The following is a 24,516-nucleotide window of genomic DNA, read 5'->3' as shown; positions in this document are numbered from 1 at the left end:
GCTCGACACGAACGGGATGAAGGAGAGGCAGAAACTCATTTCTCCGCCCCCACCGCCGCTGCCAGCCCCGCCGCGATCTTGGTGATGTCGCCCGCGCCGAGACAGATGACCTTATCGCCCGCGCCGAGCTGGCCCGACGTCATCGCCTCGCCGATCGTCGCGGCCAGTGCATCGGCATTCGCGACGGTCGATGCATGACGATGCCCGCGGTCCTTCAATCCCGCGACCAGCGCGTCCGACGACACGCCATCGATCGCACTCTCGCCCGCCGCATAGACGGGCAGCGCCAGCACCATGTCGGCGTCGTTGAACGCCTGCTGAAAATCGTCCATATGATCGCGCAGCCGCGTGAAGCGATGCGGCTGGACCACCGCGACGACACGCCCTGCCCCGGCGCCCTCGCGCGCCGCCGACAGCACGGCGCGGATTTCGACCGGGTGGTGGGCATAGTCGTCGATCACCGTCACGATGCCGCCCTCGGCGGCGATCTCGCCGACCTTGGTGAAGCGGCGCTTGACCCCGGCGAAGCCCTTGAAACCCGACGCAATCTTGTCGTCGCTGACCCCCATATGCAGCGCCACCGCAATCGCGGCGAGCGCGTTCTGGACATTGTGGCGCCCCGACATCGGCAGGTGGATGCCCGCAATCGTCCGGCTGTTCCCGTCGCGGTCGCGTACGACGACATCGAAGCGGTTGCCGTCGGGGCCGGGCGTCACATTGGTGCCGCGCACGTCGGCCTGCGCCGAGAAACCATAAGTGACGATGCGCCGGTCGCGGATGCGCGGGATGATCGCCTGCACCTCGGGATGATCGAGACACAGCATCGCCGCGCCGTAGAAGGGCACATTCTCGATAAATTCGACGAAGGCGCCCTTGATCGCATCGAAGCTGCCATAATGGTCGAGATGTTCGGGATCGATGTTGGTGACGACCGCGATCGTGCCGTCGAGACGCAGGAAACTGCCGTCGCTCTCATCGGCCTCGACCACCATCCAGTCCGACGCGCCGAGCCGCGCGTTCGAGCCGTAATTGTTGATGATGCCGCCGTTGATCACGGTCGGGTCGACCCCGCCCGCGTCGAGCAGCGCCGCGACGAGGCTGGTCGTCGTCGTCTTGCCGTGCGTCCCCGCGACCGCGACGGTCGATTTGAGGCGCATCAGTTCGGCGAGCATCTCGGCGCGGCGGACGATGGGGATACGGTGCGCGAGCGCGGCCTCGACCTCGGGATTGCCGCGCTTGACCGCGGTCGAGGTGACGACGACCGCGACGCCATCGACGTTCGCCGCCTGATGCCCGATCGCGACCTTGATCCCGCGTTTGCGCAATCCTTCGACAACATAACTATCCGCGATGTCGCTGCCCTGCACCTGATAGCCGAGATTGTGCATCACCTCGGCGATCCCCGACATGCCGATGCCGCCGATGCCGATGAAGTGGATGATGCCGATATCGGTCGCGACGCCGCGCATCAGGCGTCTCCCGCGCGGGTAGCGGCGATGCTGCCGGCGACGGCGGCGCGCGCCGGGGCGCCGACGCGGATCACGTCCATCATCGGCGGCGCGGCGAAGGATTCAACCAGGTCGGCAAGGTCGCGCGTCGCTTGCGGCAGCCCGCAGCTCGCAGCGCGCTCGGCCGCCTCTTCGAGCGCGCCGGGTTCGAGCGCCATGCGCTGGATATGCTTCGCGACCTCGGCGGCGGTGAAATCAGGCTGCTGGAAGGAAATCGCCCCGCCCGCCTGAACCATATCGACGACATTATAGGTCTGGTGATCGTCCATTGCGTGCGGATAGGGAACGAAGATCGCGGGCCGCCCGGCGCAGGCGAGTTCGGCGACGGTCGAGGCGCCCGCGCGCGCGATCACCAGGTGCGCCCAGCGCAGCCGCTCGGGAAAATCGGCGATGTAAGGCGCGCATTCGGCGGCGACGCCGAGTTCGGCATATTTGGCGCGCACCGCCGCGATATCGTCCTCGCGCGCCTGCTGCACGACCTGCAAGCGGTCGAGCAAGGCGCGCGGCAGCATCCCGATCGCGGCGGGCACGACGTCGCTCAGCACCGTGGCACCGAGACTGCCGCCGACGACGAGCAGGCGGAAGATGCCGTCCTCGGGCAGCGGCGGGAAGCCGTCCTCGCGGATCGCGATAATCTCGTCGCGCACCGGATTGCCGGTGATGTGGAGCTTCATCTCGTGCCCGGCCGGGAAGCGCTGGATATTGCGGTAGGCGACCGCGACCGCGTCGACGCGCGGCGCCATCATCCGGTTGACGCGGCCGAGCACCGCATTCTGTTCGTGGATCACCCGCGGCCGCTTCGTCGATCCCGCCGCGAGCAGGCTCGGAAGCGAGGGATAGCCGCCGAAGCCGACGACGACCGCTGGGTCGAAGGTGCGGATCAGGTCGATCGCTTGCCTGCGGCCCTTGCGGATCGCAAGCGCCGCCTTCACCCAGCCGACGGGGCCGCCGTGGACGCGGCCGGCGGGCAGCACATGCGTTTCAAGCTCGGCGGGCGCGCCCGGAATTTTCAGGCCGCGGTCGTCGCTGACCAGCGCCACGCGGTGCCCGCGCGCAATCAATTCGCCCGCCAGGGCATAGGCGGGCAGCATATGGCCGCCGGTCCCCCCGGCGGCGAGCAGAAAGTGGCGCGTTGCGGTCATCGCTTGTTCCAGTTGCGGGTCATCGACACCCGCGCGGCATAGGGGTTTCGCCGGGTCAGCGACAAGAGCAAACCCATGCCGATCGACAGCGCGATGAAGGACGAACCACCATAGCTGATGAAGGGCAAGGTCATGCCCTTCGACGGGAAAAGCTGGGTGTTCACCGCCATGTTGATTGTTGCCTGCCCGCCGAACTGCGCGATCAGCCCGGCAACCGCGAGAATCTGGAAACTATCCTCCTCGTCGAGCAGGCGGACGAGGACGCGGACGATGATCGCGAGAAACAGGATCGCGATCGCGATGCAGGCGATGATCCCGAACTCCTCGCCGATGACCGAGAAGATATAGTCGGTGTGTGCCTCGGGCAGCTTGAACTTGGCGAGCCCCGCGCCGGGGCCGGTGCCGATCAGCCCGCCCGCGGTGATCGTCGCGTGGGCGCGATCCTCCTGAAAGCTGTCGCCCTCGCCGAACAGCCAGCTGTTGATGCGCTGGTTGGCGACCGAGTAAGTGAAATAGGCCACGACCAGCCCGGCGAAGCCGCCGGCCGCGAGAATGCCGATGATCCGCATCGAAAGCCCCGCGACCATCACCAGCACCAGCCAGGTGCCGAGGAAGATGATCGTCTGTCCGAGGTCGGGCTGGCCCATCAGCAGCACGCCAATGACGCCCGTCAGCACAAAGGACAGCGGCACGACGGGCAGGCTCTGGTCATGCAGCCGCAGCGACAGAATCCACGCCAGCGACACCGCGAAGAAGGGCTTCAGAAATTCCGATGGCTGGAGGCGGAAGACGCCGCTGCCGATCCAGCGCTGCGCGCCGTTCACCGACGTGCCGATCAGCGGCACGAGGAACAGCAGGACAAGGAAACTGATCGTGCCATAGATGGCGAAGCGCCGCGCCTGCGCCTTGGGCAGCATCGACACGCCGAGCATGACGGGCACGCCGACGATCACCCACATGAGTTGGCGATAGAAATAATAGAGCGGGTCGAGGCTGGCGGTCGTCGTCGACAGCTTTTGCGCCGCGACCGGTGACGCCGCCGCGACCGCGACCAATCCGACCGCGATCAGCATCGAGACGAGCAGCAGCAGCACCCGGTCGATTTCCCAGAACCAGAGGCCGAGCGGCGTGCGGTCGGCGCGGCTGAGGCGCGGGCCGCGCCGCTTCGCCGTCCGCGTCGTCGCGGCGATGACCGGGCGTTCGGTCGCATTCATGTCGGTCCCCCCGCTCATATCCTCATCCATCCCCCGATGCCCGCCCTGCCAGGGCCCGAACGAGGTCGCGGAACGCGTCGCCGCGCTGCTCATAGTCCCGGAACTGGTCGAACGACGCGCAGGCGGGCGAGAGCAGGACGATGTCGCCGGGCTCGGCCGCCGCCGCGGCATGCGCGACCGCGGTGACAAGGTCGCCCGCCCGGTCGACCGGGATCGCATCGCCGATCTCGGCCGCGAAAGCCTCCACCGCCTCGCCGATCAGATAGGCGCGCTTCACATGACCGAACCAAGGGCGGCAGGCGGACAGGCCGTCGCCCTTGGCCTGTCCCCCGGCGATCCAGTGCAGACGCTGGTCCGGCGCCGGCGGGAAAGCCGCCAGCGCCGGTGCAGCGGAAGCCGCGTTGGTCGCCTTGCTGTCGTTGTACCAGCGGGCGCCAGCGGCTTCGCCGACCCATTCCATGCGATGCGGGAGCGCCCGATAGGTGGCGAGCCCACGCTCGATCTCTTCATCGTTCAGCCCCAGCATCCGGCAGACGGCAATCGCGCACACCGCGTTCTGCGCGTTGTGCGGTCCCTGCAGCGCGGGCCAGCGCGCCTGGTCGGCGGGATCGATATCCTGTGCCGAGACGCGGTGGAGACGGTGGTTGATGCGCCCGGCGATCATCCGCGACGGATCGTCGTCGACCGCGACGATCGCGACCTGATCCCTATGCTGGAGCGAAAACAGCCGCGCCTTCGACGCGGCATAGCCCGCGAAGCCGTCGTAGCGGTCGAGATGGTCGGGGGTCAGGTTGGTCAGCACCGCGACGTCGCAGGCGAGGCTGTGCGCGAGGTCGATCTGATAGCTCGACAGCTCCAGCACATAGACGCCTCCCTCAGGCAAGGGATCGCGCGACAGGATCGGCAGGCCGATATTGCCGCCCATCAGCGCGGGCACCCCCGCGCTCTCCAGCATATGGGCGACGAGCGCGGTGACGGTCGACTTGCCGTTGGTGCCGGTGATGCCGACGACCTTGTGCGGCGGCAGATCAGCGCGCGCTTCGGCGAACAGCTCGACGTCGCCGATCACCGGGACATGCGCCTCACGCGCGTGCGCGGCGATCGGGTGGCGGTTGAGCGGCACCCCGGGCGATACGACGACGCCCGCGAAGCCGACGAGATCGATTTCGAGCGGGTCGGCGATGTCGGCGTTCAGCGCCATCGCCTCGTCACGCGCGGCCTCACGGTTGTCCCACGCGGTGACGCCCGCGCCGCTGGCGACGAGCGTCTCGACCGTCGCCAGACCCGAGCGCGCCAGCCCCAGCACCGCATAGCGGCGGCCGGCAAAGGCGCGCGAGGTGATCACCGCAGCTTGAGCGTCGCGAGCCCCGCGAGCGCGAGGACGATCGAGACGATCCAGAAGCGGATGACGACGGTCGATTCGGGCCAGCCGAGCTGCTCGAAATGATGATGGATCGGCGCCATGCGGAAGACGCGCTTGCCCGTTCTTTTATACCAGAAGACCTGGATGATCACCGACAGCGCCTCGACCACGAACAGCCCGCCGACGAGGACGAGCACCAGTTCGTGCTGCGCGGTCACCGCGACCGTCGCCAGCGCGCCGCCGAGCGCGAGGCTGCCGGTATCGCCCATGAAGACAGCGGCGGGCGGCGCGTTGAACCACAGGAAGGCAAGGCACGCACCGATGATCGCGGCGGCGAAGATCGCAAGCTCGCCCGCCCCCGGCACGTGTGGAATGCCGAGGTAGCCCGCGAATTTCACGTTACCCGACAGATAGACGATGACGAGGAAGGTCAGGCTGGCGATCATCACCGGAAAGGTCGCGAGCCCGTCGAGCCCGTCGGTCAGGTTCACCGCATTGCCGAAGCCGACGATCAGCACCATCGCGAAGACATAGTAAAAGGGTCCGAGCGGGATATAAACATCGTTGAAAAAGGGCAGATACAGGTCGGTACCGGTGCGCGAGACGATCAGCAGCACCGCGACCGCGGCGACCGCGAACTCGATCAGCAGCCGCACGCGCCCCGGAATCCCGCGATGGCTGGCCTTGGTCACCTTGTCGAGATCGTCGAGGAAGCCGACCGCCGCGAAGCCGCCGGTGACGAACAGGCACGCCCAGACGAAACGGTTCGACAAGTCCATCCACAGCAGGGCGGAGATCATCAGCGAAATGAGGATCATCAGCCCGCCCATCGTCGGCGTGCCCTTTTTCGCGAGGTGGCTTTGCGGACCGTCGTCGCGGATCGGCTGCCCCTTCCCCTGCCGCATCCGCAGCATCAGGATGAAACGCGGCCCGATCCACAGGCCGATGATCAGCGCAGTCGCCACCGCGGCGCCCGAGCGGAAGCTCAGATAGCGGATGAGGTTCAAAGCCCCCGGAAAGCCCAGCCATTCCGCCAGCCAGTATAGCATCAATATTCCCCGTTGGTCAGCGCCGTCACCACATGCGACAGGCCAACGCTGTTCGACCCCTTGACCAGCACCGCGTCGCCGGGGCGGATCAAGTCCTTCAGCCGCGCGGTCGCGGCCGGATGGGCGGCCACATGCTCGAATTCGATGCGTCCCTCAAGCGCTTTGGCGAGCGGCGCCATCTCTTCGCCGACAAGCAGGGCGAACCGCACGCCCGCCGCGACGAGCGGAGCCGCGAGCGCGGCGTGATAGGCCTCGCCGTCGGGGCCGAGCTCCTTCATCGCGCCCAGAATCGCGACCTTGCGCTCGCCGGATTCGGCCGCGAGCTGTTCGATCGTCGCGGCCATCGAGGCGGGATTGGCGTTATAGCTTTCGTCGATGACGAGGATCGAGCCGCCGGGCACCTGAACCCGGTGGCGCGCGCCGCGCCCCGCGAGCCCGCCCATCTCGGCAAAGGCCAGCCCCGCGGCGGGCAGGTCGCCGCCGACCGCCTTCACCGCAGCGAGCACCGCAAGCGCATTCGACACCCAATGCGCGCCCGCCTGCGCGATGGTGAAGCAGAGCAGCGCATCCTGCACCTGCGCGGTGACGAGCGAACCGCCCTGCCCGTCGGGCAGCCAGTCGACCGCGCGGACGTCGGCGCCCTCGCCCAGCCCGAAGCTGACGACATGCGCGGCATGCTGTTCCGCCTTGGCGCGCAACCGCGCATAATGCGGGCTGTCGAACGGCAGGATCGCGGTGCCGCCGGGTTCCAGCCCTTCGAAAATCTCGCCCTTCGCGTCGGCGATCGCCGCTTCGCTGCCGAAATATTCCATATGTGCGGGCGCGATGGTGGTGACGATCGCGACGTGCGGGCGCACCATGCGGGTCAGCTCGGCAAGCTCGCCCGCGTGGTTCATCCCCATCTCGAACACGCCGAAATCGGCGGTCGAGGGCATCCGTGCGAGGCTCAAGGGCACGCCGACGTGGTTGTTGTAGCTCTTGACCGAGCGATGCGCCTTGCCGGGGCGGAAGCGATCGAGCGCGGCGAACAGTGCTTCCTTCGTCCCGGTCTTGCCCGCCGATCCGGTGACGCCGATGATCCGCCCGTGGCTGCGCGCGCGCGATGCGGTGCCGAGCGCATTCAGCGCCGCGACGCTGTCGGCGACGCGAACGTGCGGGAAATCGATTTCGGTCTCGCAGACGACGCCCGCGGCGCCCGCGGCGATGGCCTTGTCGATATAGTTGTGGCCGTCGGTCGCTTCGCCCTTCATCGCGATGAACAGGTCGCCCTTCGTCACTTCGCGCGAATCGAAGGCGACGCCCTGCACCGTGAAGTCGGCGCTGGCCGCGCCCCCCGTAGCAGCCGCGATGGCACGCGCGGTCCAGAGCGGATTCATGCCGCCTCCTCGCGCGCGACCGCGACATCGTCGAAGGGAAGGATGCGCATCGCCTCGCCGCGCCCGACGATCTGGCCCTGCTCGTGGCCCTTGCCCGCTATGCAGACGATGTCGTCGGCGCGCGCTTCGGCCATCGCGGCAGCGATGGCGGCGCGGCGGTCGCCGATGATTTGCGCATCGGGCGCGCCTTCGGCGATGGCGGCGCGGATCGCGGCGGCATCCTCGCCGCGCGGATTGTCGTCGGTGATGATCAGGACATCGGCCTTGGCGGCGGCGACCCGCCCCATTTCGGCGCGCTTCGCCTGGTCGCGATCGCCGCCCGCGCCGAAGACGAGGATCAGCCGGCCCGCGGCGTGCGGGCGGAGCGCGTCGAGCGCGGCTTCGATCGCATCGGGCGTATGCGCATAATCGACGTAGACGGGCGCCCCGGCACGCGTGATCGCCGCGCGTTCTAGCCGCCCGCGCACCGGCTGGAGCCGCGCGAGATTGGCGAGCGTCTGCTGCACGTCGCCGCCAGTCGCGATGACCAGCCCGGCCGCGACGAGCGCATTGGCGACCTGATAGGCGCCGATCAGCGGCAGCGTGACCTTCTGCGCCAGCGCCCCCGCCTGGATCAGCAGCGACTGGCCGAGCTGGGTCGGCTCGCGCGAAACAAGGCGCAAATCCTCGCCGTGCGTGCCGACGGTGAGCATGCGAAGGCCGCGCTGCTTCGCCGCATATTCGGCGGCGGGCGACCACATATCGTCGTTCCAGATGATGGCCGTGCCGTCGGCGTCGACAACCTCGCGGAACAGCCGCATCTTCGCGGCCATATAGCTGTCCATATCGCCATGATAATCGAGATGATCGTGGCTGAGGTTGGTGAACGCCGCCGCCTTCACGCGCAATCCCTCGGTGCGATACTGGTCGAGGCCGTGACTCGATGCCTCGAACGCCGCATGGGTCACACCCTCTGCGGCGAGGCCCGACATGTTGGACAGGAAAGTGACGATGTCGGGCGTCGTCAGCCCGGTCGCGGCACTGTCGTTCGACGTCGTGATGCCCAGCGTGCCGATCGACGCGGCATGAAAGCCCGCCATGCGCCAGAGCTGACGCGTCATCTCGACCGTCGAGGTCTTGCCGTTGGTGCCGGTTACCGCGACGCAGGTCGCGGGAAAGCGGTGAAAGAAGCGCGCGGCGATATGCGCGAAGGCGCGGCGCGGGTTGGCGTCGGCGATATGGACCGCGCCCTCGACCTTCGCCTCGGGCCGCGCGACGATGGCGATCGCGCCGGCCTCGACGGCTGCGGGGATGAAATCCTCGCCGTTGAACCTCTCGCCGACGAAGGCGCCGAAGATCGTGCCCGGCGCGACCTTGCGATGGTCGATAGCGAGCCCGGTCACCACCGGGTCCGCCCCTGCCAGACCATGATCGCCTGTCAGCGCGGACAGGCGCATTATTCGCTTTCCCCGTTCTTCCAGAGCAGCGGGGTCAGTTCGGACACGTCGACGTCGCGGCTTTCGTCGGGGAAGACGCCGAGCATCGGACCCGCGCGCATCACCACCTTCTTGACCACCGGCGCAACAGTATAGCCCGCGGTACGCTGGCCCGAGCTGAAGGCATTGCCCTTCGGCTCGTCGATCATCGCGATGACGACGTAGCGCGGATTGTCCATCGGGAACACGGCGGCGAAGGTCGAGACGAGCGAGTGACGGCGATAGCCGCCCGCGCCCGGCTTTTCGGCGCTGCCGGTCTTGCCGCCGACGCGAAAGCCCGGCGCGTCGGCCTGGCGGCCGGTGCCGTCCGAGACGATCAGGCGAAGGAGCTGGCGCATCCGCGCGCTGGTCGACGCCTTGAAGACGCGATGCCCCTGCGGCGGCGCCTTGTCGCCGAGCTTCACAATCGTCGCGGGGCGCCAGATACCGCCGTTGACGAGCGCGGCATAGGCATTGGCGAGATGCAGCGGCGTCACCGCAATGCCGTGGCCATAGCTGGTCGTCATCGTCGACAGCCGGCCCCATTCCTTGGGCCACAGCGGAAAGGCGCGTTCCTTGAGTTCGATGGCCGGACGCTTGTTGAATTCGATGCTGCGGAACATCGCCTCCATCTTTTCCTTGCCGAGCTGGTCGGCGATCTGCGCCGTCACGATGTTCGAGCTGTGGATCAGCGTCTCGGGCACGTTGAGCCAGCGCCCCATCATGTGCGAATCGCGAATATGAAATCCCGCGATCGCGAGCGGCTTGGTCGCGTCATAGCGTTTCGCCATGCTGGTCACGACGCCGCTGTCGATCGCCGCGCCGATCGACAGCGGCTTGATGACCGACCCCAGCTCATAAAGATTATAGGTCACCGCGTTGCGGCGCGCGGCCATATCGCCGGCGATCAGTTTGTTCGGATTATAGGTCGGCAGCGAGGTCATCGCCAGCACCTCGCCCGTGTGAACGTCGAGGATGATGCCCGCGCCGCCTATCGCCTCCAGATTGGTCACCGCATTGCCGAGTTCGCTTTCGAGCACGCCCTGAACGCGCGCGTCGATCGACAGCGCCAGCGGCTCGCCGCGCGTCGCCTTGTCGGTGAGCTGCTTGTCGAACGCGCCTTCGACGCCGGTGACGCCATGCCCTTCCGCATCGGTGAACCCCAGCACCTGCGCCGCCAGGCTGAGCTGCGGATAGAGCCGTTCCTTCTCGCGCGGAAAATCGAACCCGACATCGCCGATCGCGTTCACCGCCGCGACCTGGTCGGGCAGCGCGCGGCGGCGGATATAGGTCGGGCGCGGACCGCTCAGCTTCGCCAGAAATTCCTCGCGCGGGGTGTCGGGGAAGATCTTGACCAGCTCGTCGGCCAGATATTGCCGGTTGTTGAGCAGCTTCGACGGCACGACGCGGATCGAATAGCCGTCGATCGTCCGCGCCAGCGGCACGCCGTTGCGGTCGACGATGTCGGCGCGCGCAGGAATGAAGGTCGCCGCGCCATTGCCGTGCCCCGACGAGGTGTCGAACAGCGCGAAAAACAGCAGGCGCATCGCAATCAGGAAAAAGGCCGCCATGAACACCAGCATGAGCATCATCAGCCGCTGCTGCGCGGTCAGCAATATCTGCTGCCGCACTCCAGCGGTGCGCACCCGGGCCGGACGGACGACCAACGTGTTCATGGCGCGGTGCGGCCCTCCTTCGCCTCGCGCGCCGCGGCGCGCTTGAGGTCGGCCAGCGTCGATTCGGCGAGCAACTGGTCCTCGATCATCTTGAGCTGCTCGCGGCGGCGGGTCGGCGCCATATGCGGCGGCGAATCGCTCCGCACGCCGGTTTCGGCCTGCGCGAGAACGACAGGCTTCTCAGCGGCGGGCTTGGTCGCCGGTTTCTCGGCGGCGGCCGATACGGGCGCGGGCGTGCCGACCGGGCTAACCCCCACCGGACTCACCATCGCCATCAGCACCGGCGCGACTTCGTTGGCGCCGCGCGCGCGCGGCAGGCCGTCGAGCGAGGCGAGCTGGCGCTCGCTCTCCAGATATTGCGAGGCCGACGGCGCCGAATAGCCGAAGCTGTCGGCGTTCCACTGTTCGAGCTGGCGCATCGAGGCGCGCACCGCGAGCTCGGATTCGAGGTAGCGGATATTCGCCTGCGTCCGGTCGATCTGCCGCTCGATCCGCGTCAGTTCGCTGCGCGTCGCCGCGACCTTCAGCGAGACCGGATAGAGCGCCATCGCGAAGAGGAGCACGAGCAGGACCAGGCCGATTCCCTGGAGCTTGCGGGCCGCCATCAGCATGACATGGACTCCTTCATAGTCGATTGGCCGGGCCAGGCCGGGGCCGCGGTGCGCACCGCGCTGCGCAGCGTCGCAGAGCGTGCGCGGGGATTGCGCGCCTCTTCCACCTTCGACGGGCGCACCTTGCGCGCAGGCGGATCGAAAGTTGCGGCCCGCGCCGGAGGTTGGAGCGCGGGCCGGTGGCGCGATCCGCCGGCGTCGCCGCCGCTGCGTTCGCGCAGGAAATTCTTGACGATGCGGTCTTCGCTGCTGTGGAAGCTGACCACGGCAAGGCGCCCGCCGGGGCGCAGCACGCGCTCGGCGGCGGCAAGTCCCTCGGCCAGTTCGTCGAGTTCGCCGTTGATATGGATGCGGATCGCCTGAAAGCTCTTGGTCGCCGGATCCTTGGGCGCGCCGGGCGGATGGCGAAGCGCCTTGCGGATCACCGTCGCCAGTTCGCCGGTGCGCGACAGCGGCCGCGCGGCGACGATCGCGCGCGCGACCCGGCGCGACTGGCGCTCGTCGCCATAATGATAGAGGACGTTGGCGATCTCTCCCTCGTCGGCACGGTTCAGCCACTCGGCGGCGCTTTCGCCTTCTTGCGCCATGCGCATGTCGAGCGGGCCGTCTTTCTGAAAGGAAAAGCCGCGCGCGTCGCGATCGAGCTGCATCGACGACACGCCGATGTCGAAGGTGATGCCGTCGACCGCCTCGATCCCGCGCTCGGCGAGCAACCGGTCGATCTCGCCGAAGCGGCCGTGGATCAGCGTCAGGCGGCCATCGGCCTCGGCGACCAGCGCCTGCCCTTCGGCGATCGCGTCGGGGTCGCGGTCGCACGCGATCACCGCGGCGCCCGCCGACAGCATCGCGCGCGTATAGCCGCCGGCGCCGAAGGTCGCATCGACGTGGCGCTCGCCGGGGGCGATGGCAAGAGCGGCGATGACTTCTTCGCGGAGGACCGGATCGTGCCGGGGATCTCGGGGCAGGTCTCGGGGGAGTTCGGTCACTTTCGCGCCTTCCCCTTGGTCTCTTCCCAGGCCCCGGCCAATCGCCGCAGCACCGGATCGGCCTCGGCGCATTCGGCGAGCGTCGGCAGCCACCATATCTCGAAACGGCGGCCCGACCCGACGAAGGCGGTCGCGCCCGCCTCGCCCACGCGATCACGCGCGGTGAAATTGGGCAGGAAGCGCCCACTGTCGTCGAGGGTATAGGCCTCGGTATAGCTGAAGCGCTTCTTGAACGCCTCGTCCTCGTCGAAATCGAGGTTGCGGGTCAGCGCCGTGTCGCGGTCGCGCTCGATCTCGTCCGACAGGCGATCGTACTGATCCTGCCCATAGGCGACGAGGCACGGCAGCTTTTCGTGGAAGCCGACCCAAAGCACGCGCTGGCCGTCCGCATTGAGGGGCACATTGTTGCGGAACTGCGAGGGGACGGCGATGCGTCCCTTGCCATCGATCGCGGCAAAGTTGGTGCCCGAGTAACGGCCAGGCGTCACAACTGCCATCGCTGAAGCCCCCGTCTCGTGCCACCGGGCAATAATTCCCTGCGCCCGGAATCGACAGATTCGGGCCGAAAGACTCAGGCGGAGATTGCCCCTCTCCGATTCCTGCCTATCAAGACTCCATCGGGGTGAAAAGGGGTATTTTAGGGTGAGATAGGGATATTACGCCCCAAATAGGTGATTTCGCGATGAAATGAGCGTCAAAACGGGTCCGGACGCCGCAATGCGGCGCCCCGAGCATGGGAATGAAAGGAGAATCGGTCGTGGGAGCGGCCGGGAAGCCTTTGCTTTCGCCCGCCTATTCGCCCGCCTGTTCGATGGTGCGAATCCACAAGGGTCTCAGGATTGCCTGCCTGCCAAGCGGCCAGAGGCACGCGGCGAGCCATTCCATCGTGTCGGCCCGCCGCAGATGCGCCGCCCAGCCGGGCGCGGCCCTCCAGAGCGGTGCGAAGATCAGATCGGCGTCGCCGACGAGCCAGGCCTCGCCCCGGTCGATGCGGCAATGGACGATGCGGCGGCCGGCATAGGCCTGACAGGTGGCGGGAAACCGCTCGAACCGCCCTGCGCTGAACAGGCGCAGCCGCGCGCCGCCGACATCGGCCGCCAGTGGCTTCCCCTCTCCCGCCGGCGCGGCGCCGAGCGTCACGCCCCAATGGTCGAGCAGCGGGGTCAGCAGGCTGGTGACCGGCGGGTTGCGCGGATCGCCCAGCGGATGGCGCGCGGGCCAGCCCGACAGTGCGTCGGCGAGGATGACGGCACGCCCGCCCCCACGCACGAAAGCATCGACGGCCACCAGCTCACGCGGCGCGAGCGCGCGCGGATGCGCGAGGAACAGCGTGCCGCCCGGTGCGGGCGGATGGTCGATCAGGCTGTCGATCAGGCGCACCGGCCCCGCCGCCTCGATCCGCTGCAAGGCCGGATCGTCGTTCATGCCTTGCGCGATCATCGCCGCCATGTCGCCTTCCGCCGACCAGCGCAGCGGCAGGCCGGTGAGCATGGTGACGGGCGCGCCCGCAGCGGGCGGTGGGCGATAGAGGGCGGCGAGCAACAGATGCGACCCGGTGAACCAGACCCCGATCAGCAGCAGCGCGGCAATGCCTCGCATCGCCCTGCCCGCGCGCCACCGCGCCAGATGGGCGGCAAGCCACGCGGCCAGCACGGCCCCGACACCAACCAGCCCCAGTTGCGCCCAAGGCATTTGCCCCGCGAGCAGCAGAGCAAGAATCGCCTGCGCCGACAGGAGCAGGAGCACCACGACAAGAAAGCCGTGTTCCCCCGCGAAGGAGCATCGGGTCGGATCGTCCCCCGGACGATCCTTGACCATGCGGGGCATGGTCAACCCGATACTGGTCCATCTCCGGCCAGCGCCATCTTGAGCCGCCGGATGATGGGTCCCCGCCTTCGCGGGGACACGGTGGTTCGTTATCCGGTTCTGGACCAGCGTCAATGGCGCCCACACCAACGCCAGCCACGGCAGAACCAGCGCCGGATCGATCCGCCCGAGCGCCGCCTGCCCGCCCGCGAACCACACCAGCGCAAGCAGCGCCGACACCGCGACCACGGCGTCCAGCACAGCCGGGCGGCGGCGCGCGGTCACTGTTTCGATTGGCGGGCCCGCGCGAGCGCTGGATCGGGTTCGAGGTCGGGAACCGCAGGAGCCGGCTGCGGCGCCTTGACGCCGCCGACCTCATTCTGGTCCTTCGACACCGGCTGCACGCCCAGCTCCTCAAGCGGCGCGCTGCCGGCCTTCGCGGCATCGAGCGGCGCCATCTGCGTCGTCGCCGGGGCCTCCTGCGCCGCATTCTGGCGCGCGCGATCGCCGATGAGCCCGGCCATGCCGACGAGCAGCAGCACGGTCAACAAGCCGGCGATCCCGATCTGAAGCCGGCGCATCGAATCATTCACCGGGGCGGGCGGAGTCGAAGCGGAAGGGCCGCCGGCGGTCATGCCGCCAGCCCCTTGCTCGCGAGCCATTCGGGATTGTAGAGCGTCGACAGATAGCGAAAGCCGCTGTCGCAAAGGATCGTCGCGATCCGCTTGCCCGGCCCGAGCTGCCGCGCCAGCGCCATCGCGCCCGCGACGTTGATCCCCGACGACAGGCCGAGGCACAGCCCCTCCTCGTCGAGCAACTGACGCACGACCTTCAGCCCCTCTTCATCGGAGATGCGGAACTGCGTGTCGATCGGCGCCCCTTCCAGATTGGCGGTGATGCGGTTCTGCCCGATGCCTTCCGCGACGCTCGACCCTTCGGGCTTCAGCTCGCCGCACTGATAATAATTATAAAGCCCCGCGCCGTGCGGATCGGTGAGCGCGACCGTGATGTCGGCATCCTTCGCCTTGAGGCCCAGCCCCGTCCCGGCAATCGTCCCACCGGTGCCCGCGGCGCAGGTGAAGCCGTCGATGCGGCCGTCCATCTGTTCCCATATTTCCTCGGCGGTGCCGAAGATATGCGCCTTGCGGTTGGCGATATTGTCGAACTGGTTCGCCCAGATCGCATTGTCGGTTTCCTCGGCGATGCGGCGCGAGGTGTGGACGAAATGGCCGGGGTTGGCGAAGGGCGCGGGCGGCACGAGCACCAGCTCGGCGCCGAGCGCGCGGATCGTCGCCATCTTCTCGGCGCTCTGGTTGTCGGGCATGACGATGATCGTCTTGTAACCGAGCGCATTGCCGACGAGCGCGAGCCCGATGCCGGTATTGCCCGCCGTCCCCTCGACGATCGTGCCGCCGGGGCGCAGGCTGCCGTTCGCTTCGGCGTCGCGGACGATATAGAGCGCGGCGCGGTCCTTCACCGATCCGCCGGGGTTCGCATATTCGCACTTGCCCCAGATTTCGCATCCCGTCGCTTCGCTGGGGCCTTCGAGCAGGACGAGCGGGGTGTTGCCGATCAGGTCCAGGCTGGTTTTGGCAATAGTCATGCCCCTGATCTAGGACCGCCGCCCCAGCGCCGCAAGACAGCTTCGCTTGCTCCATGGACAGGCCCGCTTTGTCGACCAACGGGGCACGAGCGCCGACGAACGGCATCCATCGTCGCTGCACCGCCCTTGTCATTGTAACAGTATATCATTACTGGCAGCGGCGACTTACTGTCCCGAACAACAGGAATCCCCTTCATGCGCCTCCTCTCCTCCGCCGGTTTCACGCTCGCCCTGATGATCGCCGCCCCCGCCTTCGCGCAGGACGCCGCGCCGCAGCCGACCGGCGACGACGATTATCACACCGACCAGGCGATCGTCGTCACCGCCCCCTATGTCCGCAGCCTCGACATCCTCGGCAATGTCTCGGTGATGGAGGGCGAGAAGCTGGCGCAGGATATCCGCGGCCAGATCGGCGACACGCTCGCCTCGCAACCCGGCGTGTCGTCGAGCAGCTTTTCGCCCGGCGCCTCGCGCCCGATCCTGCGCGGCTTTTCGGGCGAGCGCGCGGCGGTGCTGATCGACGGGCTCGGCGCGATCGACGCCTCCTCGACCTCGGCCGACCATGCGGTGTCGATCGATCCCCTGACCGCCGAGCGCATCGAAATCCTGCGCGGCCCCTCGGTCCTGCTCTTTTCGAGCCAGGCGGTGGGCGGCGCGGTCAACGTCTTCGACCGCCGCATTCCGCGCAGCATTCCCGAAAGCCCCTTCCACCTCGACGCGCTCGCCAGCTATGGAACCGCCGCCGACGACAAGAGCGCCGGCGCCTCGATCGACGTGCCGGTCGGCCAACGCTTCGTCGTCCACGCCGACGGCAATTACCGCGATTCGAACAATGTCCGCGTCGGCGGGCTTATCTATGCCCCTGCCCTGCGCGCGCATCTGCTCGACCTCGCCGCCGATGCGACCGCCGACGGCGACGCCGACGAGGCGGCGCGGCTGACCGACGCCGCGAACAGCCGCGGCAAGGTGCCGAACAGCCAGAGCACGAGCAAGAGCGCGGGCGTCGGCGCCGCCTTCATCGACGACGGCGGCTCGCTCGGGATCAGCTTCGGCTATCTCGCGGACGAATATGGCATTCCGCCGCGCGCCGACATCGACGAGGTGCCGACGATCAAGGCGCGCCAGTATCGCGTCGATCTGCGCGGCGAGGTCGAGCTCGGCGACGGATTGTTCGAGAAATTGCGCGTGCGCGGCGCCTATGCCGACTATGCCCATACCGAATTCGACGACGGAGAGCCCGGCACCCGCTTCACCAACCGCGGCATCGAGGCGCGCGCCGAGCTGGCGCAGAACGACCGCGGCGGCTGGCGCGGCGCGAGCGGCGTCCAGTACAGCTTCCGCGACTTCGCGGCGATCGGCGACGAAGCCTTCGTGCCCGCGAACGAAACAACGCGCATCGCCGCCTTCACGCTGCAGGAACTCGAACGCGGTCCGGTGACGCTCGAAGGCGCGCTGCGCCTTGAAAAGTCGCAGGTTCGCGCCGAAAGCATCGGCTTCGACCGCTCGTTCAGCAGCCTGTCGGGCGCGGCGGGGCTCAGCTATCAGCTCGCCGATGGGCTCAAGGCCAGCGTCTCGATCTCGCGCAGTGAACGCGCGCCCTCGGCCGAGGAGCTGCTGTCTGACGGCCCGCACGCCGCGACATTGACCTATGAGCGCGGCAATCCGAATTTCGCCAAGGAAACGAGCTGGGGCGGCGAAGCCTCGCTGAAGTTCAAGCGCGACGGCTGGTCGGCGGGGCTGACCGGCTATGCGAGCCGGTTCGACAATTTCATCTATGAAACCGACACCGGCCTGATCGCCGACGACTTGCCTTTGTTCGAGTTCCGCCAGAACAAGGCGCGCGTCTGGGGCTTCGAGTTCGAGGGCGCCGCGCCGCTCGCGCAGGTCGGCGGCTTCCATATCGGCGCCGACGCGACCGCCGACATGACGCGCGCGAAGATCGTCGATGGCCCCTATGTGCCGCGCATTCCGCCGCTGCGCGTCCGAGGCGGGATCGAGGCATCGAGCGAACGGCTCGACGCGCGCGCCGAGGTCGAATGGACCGACGACCAGACCCGCATCGCGGCGTTCGAGACGCCGACCAAGGGCTTCACTTTGGTCAACGCCTCGCTGACCTGGCGCCCGCTGCCCGAAACCCGGCACCTGTCGCTGACGCTCGCCGCCGACAATATCTTCGATGTCGACGCCCGCCGCCACGCCAGCTTCACCAAGGATTATGTCCCGCTGGCCGGCCGCGACATCCGCATCACGGCGCGCGCGAGTTTCTAGCGGGAGTCCGCTGTCGGGTGGGGGGCGGACGTTAAGGCAAAATCCCGCCCTCCCCTTCAGGGGAGGGCAGCGAGACTTACGAACTTGTTCGTTAGTCGCAGCGGGTGGGGGCCAGCAGCCTTACGCAAGGCCGATGGCCCCCACCCCAACCCCTAGAGGGGCTAACGTCAGCTATCGGCCGTTAGCAGCCGTTCAGTCGCGAACGTCCCAACCCCGGGATATTACGACAGCATCGCCATCCCGCCATTCACATGCAGCGTCTGCCCGGTAACATACCCTGCTTCCTTCGACGCGAGATAGACGACCGCCGCGGCGATATCGCTCCCCTCGCCCATCCGCCCCGCCGGGATGCGCTGGTTGAGCGCTTCCTTCTGCGCATCGGGCAGGTCGTCGGTCATCGCGGTGGCGATAAAGCCCGGCGCGACGCAATTCGCGGTGACGCCGCGGCTCGCGAGTTCCTGCGCCAGCGCCTTGGTCATCCCGGTGACCCCCGCCTTCGACGCTGCATAATTGGCCTGCCCCGGATTGCCCGTCGCCCCGACGACGCTGGTGATCGAGATGATGCGCCCGAACCGCGCCTTCATCATCGGCTTCGCCGCCGCCCGCGCGAGACGGAAATTGGCCTCGAGGTTGATGCGGATCACGTCCGACCATTCCTCGTCCTTCATCCGCATGATCAGATTGTCGCGCGTGACCCCGGCATTGTTGACGAGAATATCGAGTTGCCCGAGTGCTTCAACCGCCGACGGCACGAGCGCATCGACCGCCGCGGCATCGCCGAGGTTGCAAGGCAAGGCGATATGATCGCCGCCGAGGCTGTCGCGAAAGCCATTCAACTTGTCGGCGTTGGACCCCGACACCGCCAACCGCGCCCCCTGCGCCGCCAGCGCCTGTGCAATGGCAGACCCGATGCCGCCCGAGGCGCCGGTCACGAGGGCGGTCATACCGGTGAGATCGAACATGGTCTTGTTCCTTAATCTTGAGTCCGATTAGCGGACATTTGTGCGGGTAGTCCCCGCGTGGAAAGAGAATGGTTCACGCGAAGCCGCGAAGGCGCGAAGAAAAAGATTTTGGCCGTAACGGCCATTTTTTGGGTCACGGCGCAACCTGTTGCGACGTTGCAAGACGAAAGCCGCTTCGCGGCAAGCGCAATCTCTTCGCGCCTTCGCGGCTTCGCGTGAATCCAATTCCAACATCTCCGCGTGAACCTCAAAAGGTTTTCAGCAGCGCTTCGATATCATCCATCGAAATCACGCTCACCGTCTCGACCTCGCCCGATGCGCTGCGCTTGACCATCGGCGACAACACCTTGCCACCGAATTCGATGAACTGACCGACACCGATCTCCTCCATCGCGCCGACGCTCTCACGCCAGCGGACGCGGCCAGTGACTTGGCTTACGAGAAGGTCGCGGATCACCTCGGCGTCGCTGACCGGGCTCGCAGTGACGTTCGCGACCACCGGCACCAGCGGCGCGGCAGGTGGGTTCGCGCCGAGCGCCTCGGCCATCGCATCGGCGGCTCCCTGCATCAGCGGACAGTGGAAGGGCGCCGATACCGGCAGCAGGACGCCGCGCTTGATTCCGAAATCCTTGACCAACGCCACCGCGCGCTCGATCGCGCCCTTGTGGCCCGAGATCACGACCTGCGACGGGTCATTGTCGTTGGCGACGGTGCAGACCTCGCCCTCGGCAGCCGCGTCGGCAAGCTTTTGCGCGGTGTCGATGTCGGCACCGAGCAGCGCCGCCATCGCGCCGACGCCGACCGGCACCGCCGCCTGCATCGCCTGCCCGCGCGTCTTCAGCAACCGCGCGGTCGTCGCAAGATCGAAAGCGCCGGCCGCGCAGAGCGCGCTATATTCGCCCAGGCTGTGGCCCGCGACATAGGCCGCCTTGGCGGCGAGCGTCACGCCGCCTTCCTTCTCCAGCACACGCAGCGTCGCGACCGCGTTCGCCATGATCGCGGGCTGGGCATTTTCGGTGAGGGTCAACTGATCCTCGGGCCCTTCGCTCATCAGCTTGAAGAGATTCTGGCCGAGCGCCTCGTCGACTTCCTGAAACACTTCGCGCGCCACCGGCGACGCATCGGCGAGCGCCTTGCCCATGCCGACCGCCTGGCTGCCCTGACCCGGAAAGATGAATGCGCGCATGTTGCGTCCCCTATGGTGTGATTTATCAGCCCCGCGCCTATTGCGTCACCTTGCGCGATGCAAGCCGAAGGGCACGACCTTGTTCGCCGCGTCGTGCCCGATGTCGGCGCGGCCGAGCCATGGAATGCCGGTGCGCACGCACCAGTCGCGGGCGATTTCCTCGGCCTCCAGGCCGAACGGCCGGTCGTTCGCGGGCACGTCGCTGACGCGTCCCAATCTCAGCCCGGCGAGCCCGCGCGGCGCCAGATAGCTCGCGACATGGAAGAAGGCGCGGTCGAAGGCGTAGAGATATTCGCTCACCTCCTCGACCAGCAGCACATGTCCCGCAAGGTCGGGTTCGAGCGGAGTGCCGAGCAGCATCGACAGCGTCATCAGGTTGAACGCCGCATGGCGCGCGCCATGCTCCAGCCCCGGCTCGCACGCCGCCGGATCGCGCGCGACCAGCCAGTCGAGCGCGCGCATCACCGCGGCATCGCCGCCTTCGCGCCGGATGTCGGCGACCATCGGGCCATGCGCGACATGGTCGAAACCGTCGCGATAGAGCGCGCCGAGCAGATTGCCCTGATCCGAATAGCCGAGAAAGGCCTTGCGCCGCGCGCCATCGGTCATTGCCGCTACGGCGTCTTCCGCGATCCGGCACGCGCCATAGCCGCCGCGCGCGAACCAGATCGCATCGATGTCGGGACGGTTCGCCATTTCGACCAGCGCCGCGAAGCGATGCCCGTCTTCGCCCGCGAAATGGCCGTGGACCGCGAAACATTGCTCGTCGAAGACGAGCTCGATGTCGGGATAGCCGATCGCGGCAATGGCGCGCACGGCCTCGGCATCGTCGGGGAGGATGGGGGTGGAGGGAGCGACGATTCCGATGCGCATAGCCAGCCTCTATAATGTTTTTCGCGAAATCTGAATGGCTCCGTCCGCCGGACCTTCCTCTCTCTTCGTCATGCTGAACTTGTTTCAGCATCCATGGCCCGGTGTCGGGTTGATAGGGCGGCGCTAGTTGTATTTTCGCACAAAGACACAAAGCCACGAAGAAGTCGCACTTGCCGCGAAGCGGCTTCCCTTTCCGACCGTGTGGCCCGCGGCACCGTTGATAAGAAAAGGGCCTGATCGGCCCAAGCCATCCTCTTCGTGGCTTTGTGTCTTTGTGCGAAACAAAAAAAACACCGCGTTTCCCGAAAAGGCCGGCCATGGATGCTGAAACAAGTTCAGCATGACGAAGATGGAAGCAGAGGGTCAGGCAGGAAGCATTGCAAACCCCTCGCCAAGGCCATAACGCCGCGCTATGTCGGAAAACAAATCCTATTTCTTCTGCGGCATCGGCGGATCGGGCATGTTGCCGCTCGCAATGATTGTCGCGGCGCGCGGCGCGGCGGTCGCCGGGTCGGATCGCAGCCGCGATCAGGGCCGCTCGCCGAGCAAGTTCGACTGGATCGAGCGGCAGGGCATCGCGCTGTTCCCGCAGGACGGCAGCGGGGTCGCGGCGGGCCAGACGCTCGTCGCCTCGGCCGCGATCGAGGACAATGTTCCCGACATCGCCGCTGCGAACGGCCTCGGCCTTGCCCGCCTGACCCGCGCCGACCTCAACGCGGCGCTGTTCAACGACGCCGCACAGGCGATCGGCGTCGGCGGCACCAGCGGCAAGTCGACCGTCACCGGCATGATCGGCTGGATATTGGAACGCGCCGACCGCAAGCCCACGGTGATGAACGGCGCGGTGATGCGCAATTTCGCCGGTCCCGACACGCCTTTCGCCAGCGCGCTCGTCGGCGACGCCGCCACTTACGTCAGCGAAGTCGATGAAAGCGACGGTTCGATCGCGCTCTATCGCCCCGACGTCGCGGTGGTCACCAACATCAGCCTCGACCACAAGAGCCTGGCCGAACTGCACCAGCTCTTCGGCGATTTCGCGGCGAAAGCACGCGTCGCCGTCGTCAACGCCGACGATGCGGAATCGGCGCCGCTGCTCGGCGGTGCCAATGTCATGCGCTTCGGCTTCTCCGACGCGGCGGCGATGCGCGGCGGCGGTTTCGAAGCCTTGCCCGATGGCTGCCGCTTCACGGTCCGTTTCGCGGGCGATACCCATGAAGTCCGCCTGCGAATGCCCGGCCGCCACAATGCAGCCAACGCTCTCGCCGCGATCGCGGCGGCGCGCGCGGTGAATGTGCCGGTCGCGCAATCGGTCGCGGCGCTGGCCGACTTTGCCGGCCTTGCCCGGCGCTACGAGGTCCTGGGCCAGGCGCAGAGTGTTACCGTCATCGACGATTTCGCGCACAATCCCGACAAGGTCGCCGCGACCCTCGCTGCCGTCGCCGAACTGCCGGGCCGCGCGTTACTCTTTTTCCAGCCGCACGGCTATGGCCCGCTGCGCCAGATGGGCAAGGAACTCGCCGCGAGCTTTGCCGCAGGGATACGCGACGGCGACAAGCTCTACATCTCCGATCCCGTCTATTTCGGCGGCACCGTCGACCGCAGCACCGGCAGCGAGGCGCTGGTCGCCGAGATCGTCGGCGCGGGCGCCGATGCCGTCCACCTCACCACCCGCGCCGAATGCGGCGCCGCGATGCTGGAGGAGGCGCAGCCGGGCGACCGCATCCTGATCCTCGGCGCGCGCGACGACACGCTGACCGAATTCGGGCGCGAGCTGCTGGAGAAGCTGGCCTAGCTCCTTCTCCCGCAAGCGGAAGAGGCAGGATCAAGCTTGCTTTCCACGCCCGAATCTGTATAGGCGCCCGCATTCGGGGCGAGGCCTTGTGCCTGTCGCCCCGTTTGCTTTGCACGAACAGGCAAAGCCGGACGACAGCCGGAGGGGTTTCGCGATTGGCGCGGAATCAGCGATCGGCCAAATCGAAGGACGCGAACCATGCCGTTTTACGAGCATGTCTTTATCGCGCGTCAGGACCTGAGCCAGGCTCAGGTCGACGCGCTGGCGGAAACCGTCACCAACGTCATCGGCGAGTTCAAAGGCACGGTCCACAAGACCGAGACCTGGGGCCTCAAGCAGCTTGCCTACAAGATCCAGAAGAACCGCAAGGGTCACTATGTGATGCTGTCGGCCGAAGTCACCGGCGAAGCGATCGCGGAGATCGAGCGTCAGGCTGCGATCAACGAAGACATCATCCGCTGGCTCACCATCAAGGTCGACGAACTCGAAAAGGGTCCGTCGGTGATGATGCGCAAGCAGGAACGCCGCGGCGGCCGTGGCCGTGACCGCGACGGCGAAGAATAAGGAACAGCAATATGGCACGACCCTTTTTCCGCCGCCGCAAGACCTGCCCCTTCAGCCAGAAGGATGCCCCGGTCATCGATTACAAGGACGTCCGCCTGCTCCAGGGTTACCTGTCGGAGCGCGGCAAGATCGTCCCGTCGCGGATCACCGCGGTGTCCACCAAGAAGCAGCGTGAGCTGGCGAAGGCGATCAAGCGCTCGCGCCACATCGGCCTGCTTCCCTATATCGTGAAGTAAGGAGGGCAGCGTCATGGAAATCATCCTGCTCGAACGTATCGAGAAACTGGGCGGTATTGGCGACGTCGTCACCGTCAAGAACGGCTTTGCCCGCAACTTCCTGTTGCCCAACAACAAGGCGCTGCGCGCGAACGACGCGAACCGCAAGCTGTTCGAAGCCAACCGCGACAAGATCGAGGCCGACAACGCCGAACGCCGCACCGACGCCGAAGGCCGCGCCAAGGACATCGACGGCAAGCAGGTCGTCCTGATCCGTCAGGCGTCGAACACCGGCCAGCTTTACGGCTCGGTTTCGGTGCGCGACATCGTCGATGCACTGGCTGACGATGGTGTTACCGGCGTGACCAAGGCGATGGTCGAGCTTGAGCGTCCGATCAAGTCGCTCGGCCTCGTCGACGTCAAGGTCAAGCTGCACCCCGAAGTCGCCGTGACCGTCGGCGTCAACGTCGCGCGCTCGCCCGACGAAGCCGAAATGCAGAAGCAGGGCATCGACGTCATCGCCGCGATGTTCGAGGAAGAACAGGCCGAAGCCGTCGCTTCGGCGCTGGAGCCCGACAGCGAAGACGAGTTCGAAGACGTGGGCCCCGCTCCGTCGGAACTCGCCGCCGAGGAAACTCCGGCTGCGGACGAAGCCGAAGAGGCCTGAGCTTTTTCAGCACAAACCTTTTGAGAGGGCCGCGTTTCCTACGGGAACGCGGCCCTTTCTGGTGTGCCAGGCATGGCGTTGATGTTGGAGGTGCAAGTCCTTTGCGGGCCGGCTGAACGGAACCGCTAGCCAATGGCAACTGCGTCGTCGCGAGGCGAGGTGGGGAGGAAGCCGGAGGCAAAGCTCGGAGCTGACGAACAG

At 67.2% G+C, this 24,516-nt stretch carries 22 protein-coding genes; 5 read left to right on the top strand and 17 right to left on the bottom strand.

The features are described 5' to 3' along the window. Nucleotides 1–35 precede the first annotated feature (35 nt). The 14 genes from murC to VHO04_RS08885 form a co-directional block, all read right to left on the bottom strand. A complete protein-coding gene (gene murC / locus VHO04_RS08950) occupies nt 36–1,469 on the bottom strand; it encodes a UDP-N-acetylmuramate--L-alanine ligase (RefSeq protein ID WP_329628004.1) in 1,434 nt (477 codons plus the stop codon). Beyond that, nucleotides 1,469–2,650 (bottom strand): undecaprenyldiphospho-muramoylpentapeptide beta-N-acetylglucosaminyltransferase, encoded by a 1,182-nt coding sequence (murG, locus tag VHO04_RS08945; protein ID WP_329628003.1) that lies wholly within the window; start codon nt 2,648–2,650, stop codon nt 1,469–1,471. The genes murC and murG overlap by 1 nt, the downstream gene beginning before the upstream one ends. Continuing rightward, complete coding sequence (locus VHO04_RS08940) at nt 2,647–3,882, bottom strand: putative peptidoglycan glycosyltransferase FtsW (RefSeq protein WP_329628002.1); 1,236 nt, start codon at nt 3,880–3,882, stop codon at nt 2,647–2,649. Before VHO04_RS08940 ends, murG begins: the two co-directional genes overlap by 4 nt. 4 nt (nt 3,883–3,886) lie before the next feature. Then, a complete protein-coding gene (gene murD / locus VHO04_RS08935) occupies nt 3,887–5,209 on the bottom strand; it encodes a UDP-N-acetylmuramoyl-L-alanine--D-glutamate ligase (RefSeq protein ID WP_329628001.1) in 1,323 nt (440 codons plus the stop codon). Then, the gene (gene mraY / locus VHO04_RS08930) at nt 5,206–6,276 is read right to left on the bottom strand and encodes a phospho-N-acetylmuramoyl-pentapeptide-transferase (RefSeq protein WP_329628000.1); all 1,071 of its coding nucleotides are present in this window, start codon (nt 6,274–6,276) and stop codon (nt 5,206–5,208) included. The genes murD and mraY overlap by 4 nt, the downstream gene beginning before the upstream one ends. Continuing rightward, nucleotides 6,276–7,652 carry a UDP-N-acetylmuramoyl-tripeptide--D-alanyl-D-alanine ligase gene (locus tag VHO04_RS08925; protein WP_329627999.1) on the bottom strand — a complete coding sequence of 459 codons (1,377 nt, stop codon included), beginning with the start codon at nt 7,650–7,652 and terminating at the stop codon, nt 6,276–6,278. Before VHO04_RS08925 ends, mraY begins: the two co-directional genes overlap by 1 nt. After that, the gene (locus VHO04_RS08920; RefSeq protein ID WP_329627998.1) at nt 7,649–9,088 is read right to left on the bottom strand and encodes a UDP-N-acetylmuramoyl-L-alanyl-D-glutamate--2,6-diaminopimelate ligase; all 1,440 of its coding nucleotides are present in this window, start codon (nt 9,086–9,088) and stop codon (nt 7,649–7,651) included. The genes VHO04_RS08925 and VHO04_RS08920 overlap by 4 nt, the downstream gene beginning before the upstream one ends. After that, entirely contained in the window at nt 9,088–10,782 is a 1,695-nt protein-coding gene (locus VHO04_RS08915) for a penicillin-binding protein 2 (RefSeq protein WP_329627997.1), read from the bottom strand. Before VHO04_RS08915 ends, VHO04_RS08920 begins: the two co-directional genes overlap by 1 nt. Next, complete coding sequence (locus VHO04_RS08910; protein ID WP_329627996.1) at nt 10,779–11,393, bottom strand: hypothetical protein; 615 nt, start codon at nt 11,391–11,393, stop codon at nt 10,779–10,781. Before VHO04_RS08910 ends, VHO04_RS08915 begins: the two co-directional genes overlap by 4 nt. Beyond that, nucleotides 11,387–12,379 (bottom strand): 16S rRNA (cytosine(1402)-N(4))-methyltransferase RsmH, encoded by a 993-nt coding sequence (rsmH, locus tag VHO04_RS08905; RefSeq protein ID WP_329627995.1) that lies wholly within the window; start codon nt 12,377–12,379, stop codon nt 11,387–11,389. Before rsmH ends, VHO04_RS08910 begins: the two co-directional genes overlap by 7 nt. Further along, complete coding sequence (locus tag VHO04_RS08900; RefSeq protein WP_329627994.1) at nt 12,376–12,876, bottom strand: division/cell wall cluster transcriptional repressor MraZ; 501 nt, start codon at nt 12,874–12,876, stop codon at nt 12,376–12,378. The genes rsmH and VHO04_RS08900 overlap by 4 nt, the downstream gene beginning before the upstream one ends. Nucleotides 12,877–13,171: 295 nt before the next feature. Continuing rightward, nucleotides 13,172–14,446, bottom strand: coding sequence for a hypothetical protein (locus VHO04_RS08895; RefSeq protein ID WP_329627993.1), 1,275 nt, complete (start codon nt 14,444–14,446; stop codon nt 13,172–13,174). A 20-nt stretch (nt 14,447–14,466) separates the two neighbouring features. Beyond that, nucleotides 14,467–14,820: a hypothetical protein gene (locus tag VHO04_RS08890; RefSeq protein WP_329627992.1), complete on the bottom strand. Its 354-nt coding sequence runs from the start codon at nt 14,818–14,820 to the stop codon at nt 14,467–14,469. Further along, nucleotides 14,817–15,788, bottom strand: coding sequence for a cysteine synthase A (locus VHO04_RS08885; protein ID WP_329627991.1), 972 nt, complete (start codon nt 15,786–15,788; stop codon nt 14,817–14,819). The genes VHO04_RS08890 and VHO04_RS08885 overlap by 4 nt, the downstream gene beginning before the upstream one ends. Nucleotides 15,789–15,983: 195 nt before the next feature. Between VHO04_RS08885 and VHO04_RS08880 the strand changes: the two genes are divergently transcribed. Next, nucleotides 15,984–18,056 carry a TonB-dependent receptor gene (locus VHO04_RS08880; protein ID WP_329627990.1) on the top strand — a complete coding sequence of 691 codons (2,073 nt, stop codon included), beginning with the start codon at nt 15,984–15,986 and terminating at the stop codon, nt 18,054–18,056. A gap of 221 nt (nt 18,057–18,277) precedes the next feature. Here the strand turns inward: VHO04_RS08880 and fabG are convergent, their stop codons facing one another. The 3 genes from fabG to VHO04_RS08865 form a co-directional block, all read right to left on the bottom strand. Next, entirely contained in the window at nt 18,278–19,018 is a 741-nt protein-coding gene (gene fabG, locus VHO04_RS08875) for a 3-oxoacyl-[acyl-carrier-protein] reductase (RefSeq protein WP_329627989.1), read from the bottom strand. A 247-nt stretch (nt 19,019–19,265) separates the two neighbouring features. Next, entirely contained in the window at nt 19,266–20,204 is a 939-nt protein-coding gene (fabD, locus tag VHO04_RS08870) for an ACP S-malonyltransferase (protein ID WP_329627988.1), read from the bottom strand. Nucleotides 20,205–20,249: 45 nt separating this feature from the next. Further along, nucleotides 20,250–21,077, bottom strand: a complete 828-nt coding sequence (locus VHO04_RS08865; protein ID WP_329627987.1) for an LD-carboxypeptidase — start codon at nt 21,075–21,077, stop codon at nt 20,250–20,252. A gap of 412 nt (nt 21,078–21,489) precedes the next feature. Between VHO04_RS08865 and VHO04_RS08860 the strand changes: the two genes are divergently transcribed. From VHO04_RS08860 to rplI, 4 genes are all read left to right on the top strand, one after another. Continuing rightward, nucleotides 21,490–22,869 carry a Mur ligase family protein gene (locus VHO04_RS08860; RefSeq protein WP_329627986.1) on the top strand — a complete coding sequence of 460 codons (1,380 nt, stop codon included), beginning with the start codon at nt 21,490–21,492 and terminating at the stop codon, nt 22,867–22,869. Nucleotides 22,870–23,067: 198 nt separating this feature from the next. Beyond that, entirely contained in the window at nt 23,068–23,433 is a 366-nt protein-coding gene (rpsF, locus tag VHO04_RS08855) for a 30S ribosomal protein S6 (RefSeq protein ID WP_294029015.1), read from the top strand. An 11-nt stretch (nt 23,434–23,444) separates the two neighbouring features. Further along, the gene (gene rpsR / locus VHO04_RS08850) at nt 23,445–23,669 is read left to right on the top strand and encodes a 30S ribosomal protein S18 (protein WP_037517582.1); all 225 of its coding nucleotides are present in this window, start codon (nt 23,445–23,447) and stop codon (nt 23,667–23,669) included. A 13-nt stretch (nt 23,670–23,682) separates the two neighbouring features. Beyond that, the gene (rplI, locus tag VHO04_RS08845; RefSeq protein WP_329627985.1) at nt 23,683–24,315 is read left to right on the top strand and encodes a 50S ribosomal protein L9; all 633 of its coding nucleotides are present in this window, start codon (nt 23,683–23,685) and stop codon (nt 24,313–24,315) included. The last annotated feature ends 201 nt before the right edge of the window (nt 24,316–24,516 follow it).

This window comes from Sphingopyxis sp. (assembly GCF_036261875.1).
In the GTDB taxonomy this organism is placed as follows: Bacteria; Pseudomonadota; Alphaproteobacteria; order Sphingomonadales; family Sphingomonadaceae; genus Sphingopyxis.
This window is presented reverse-complemented; position numbering and strand designations above follow the sequence as displayed.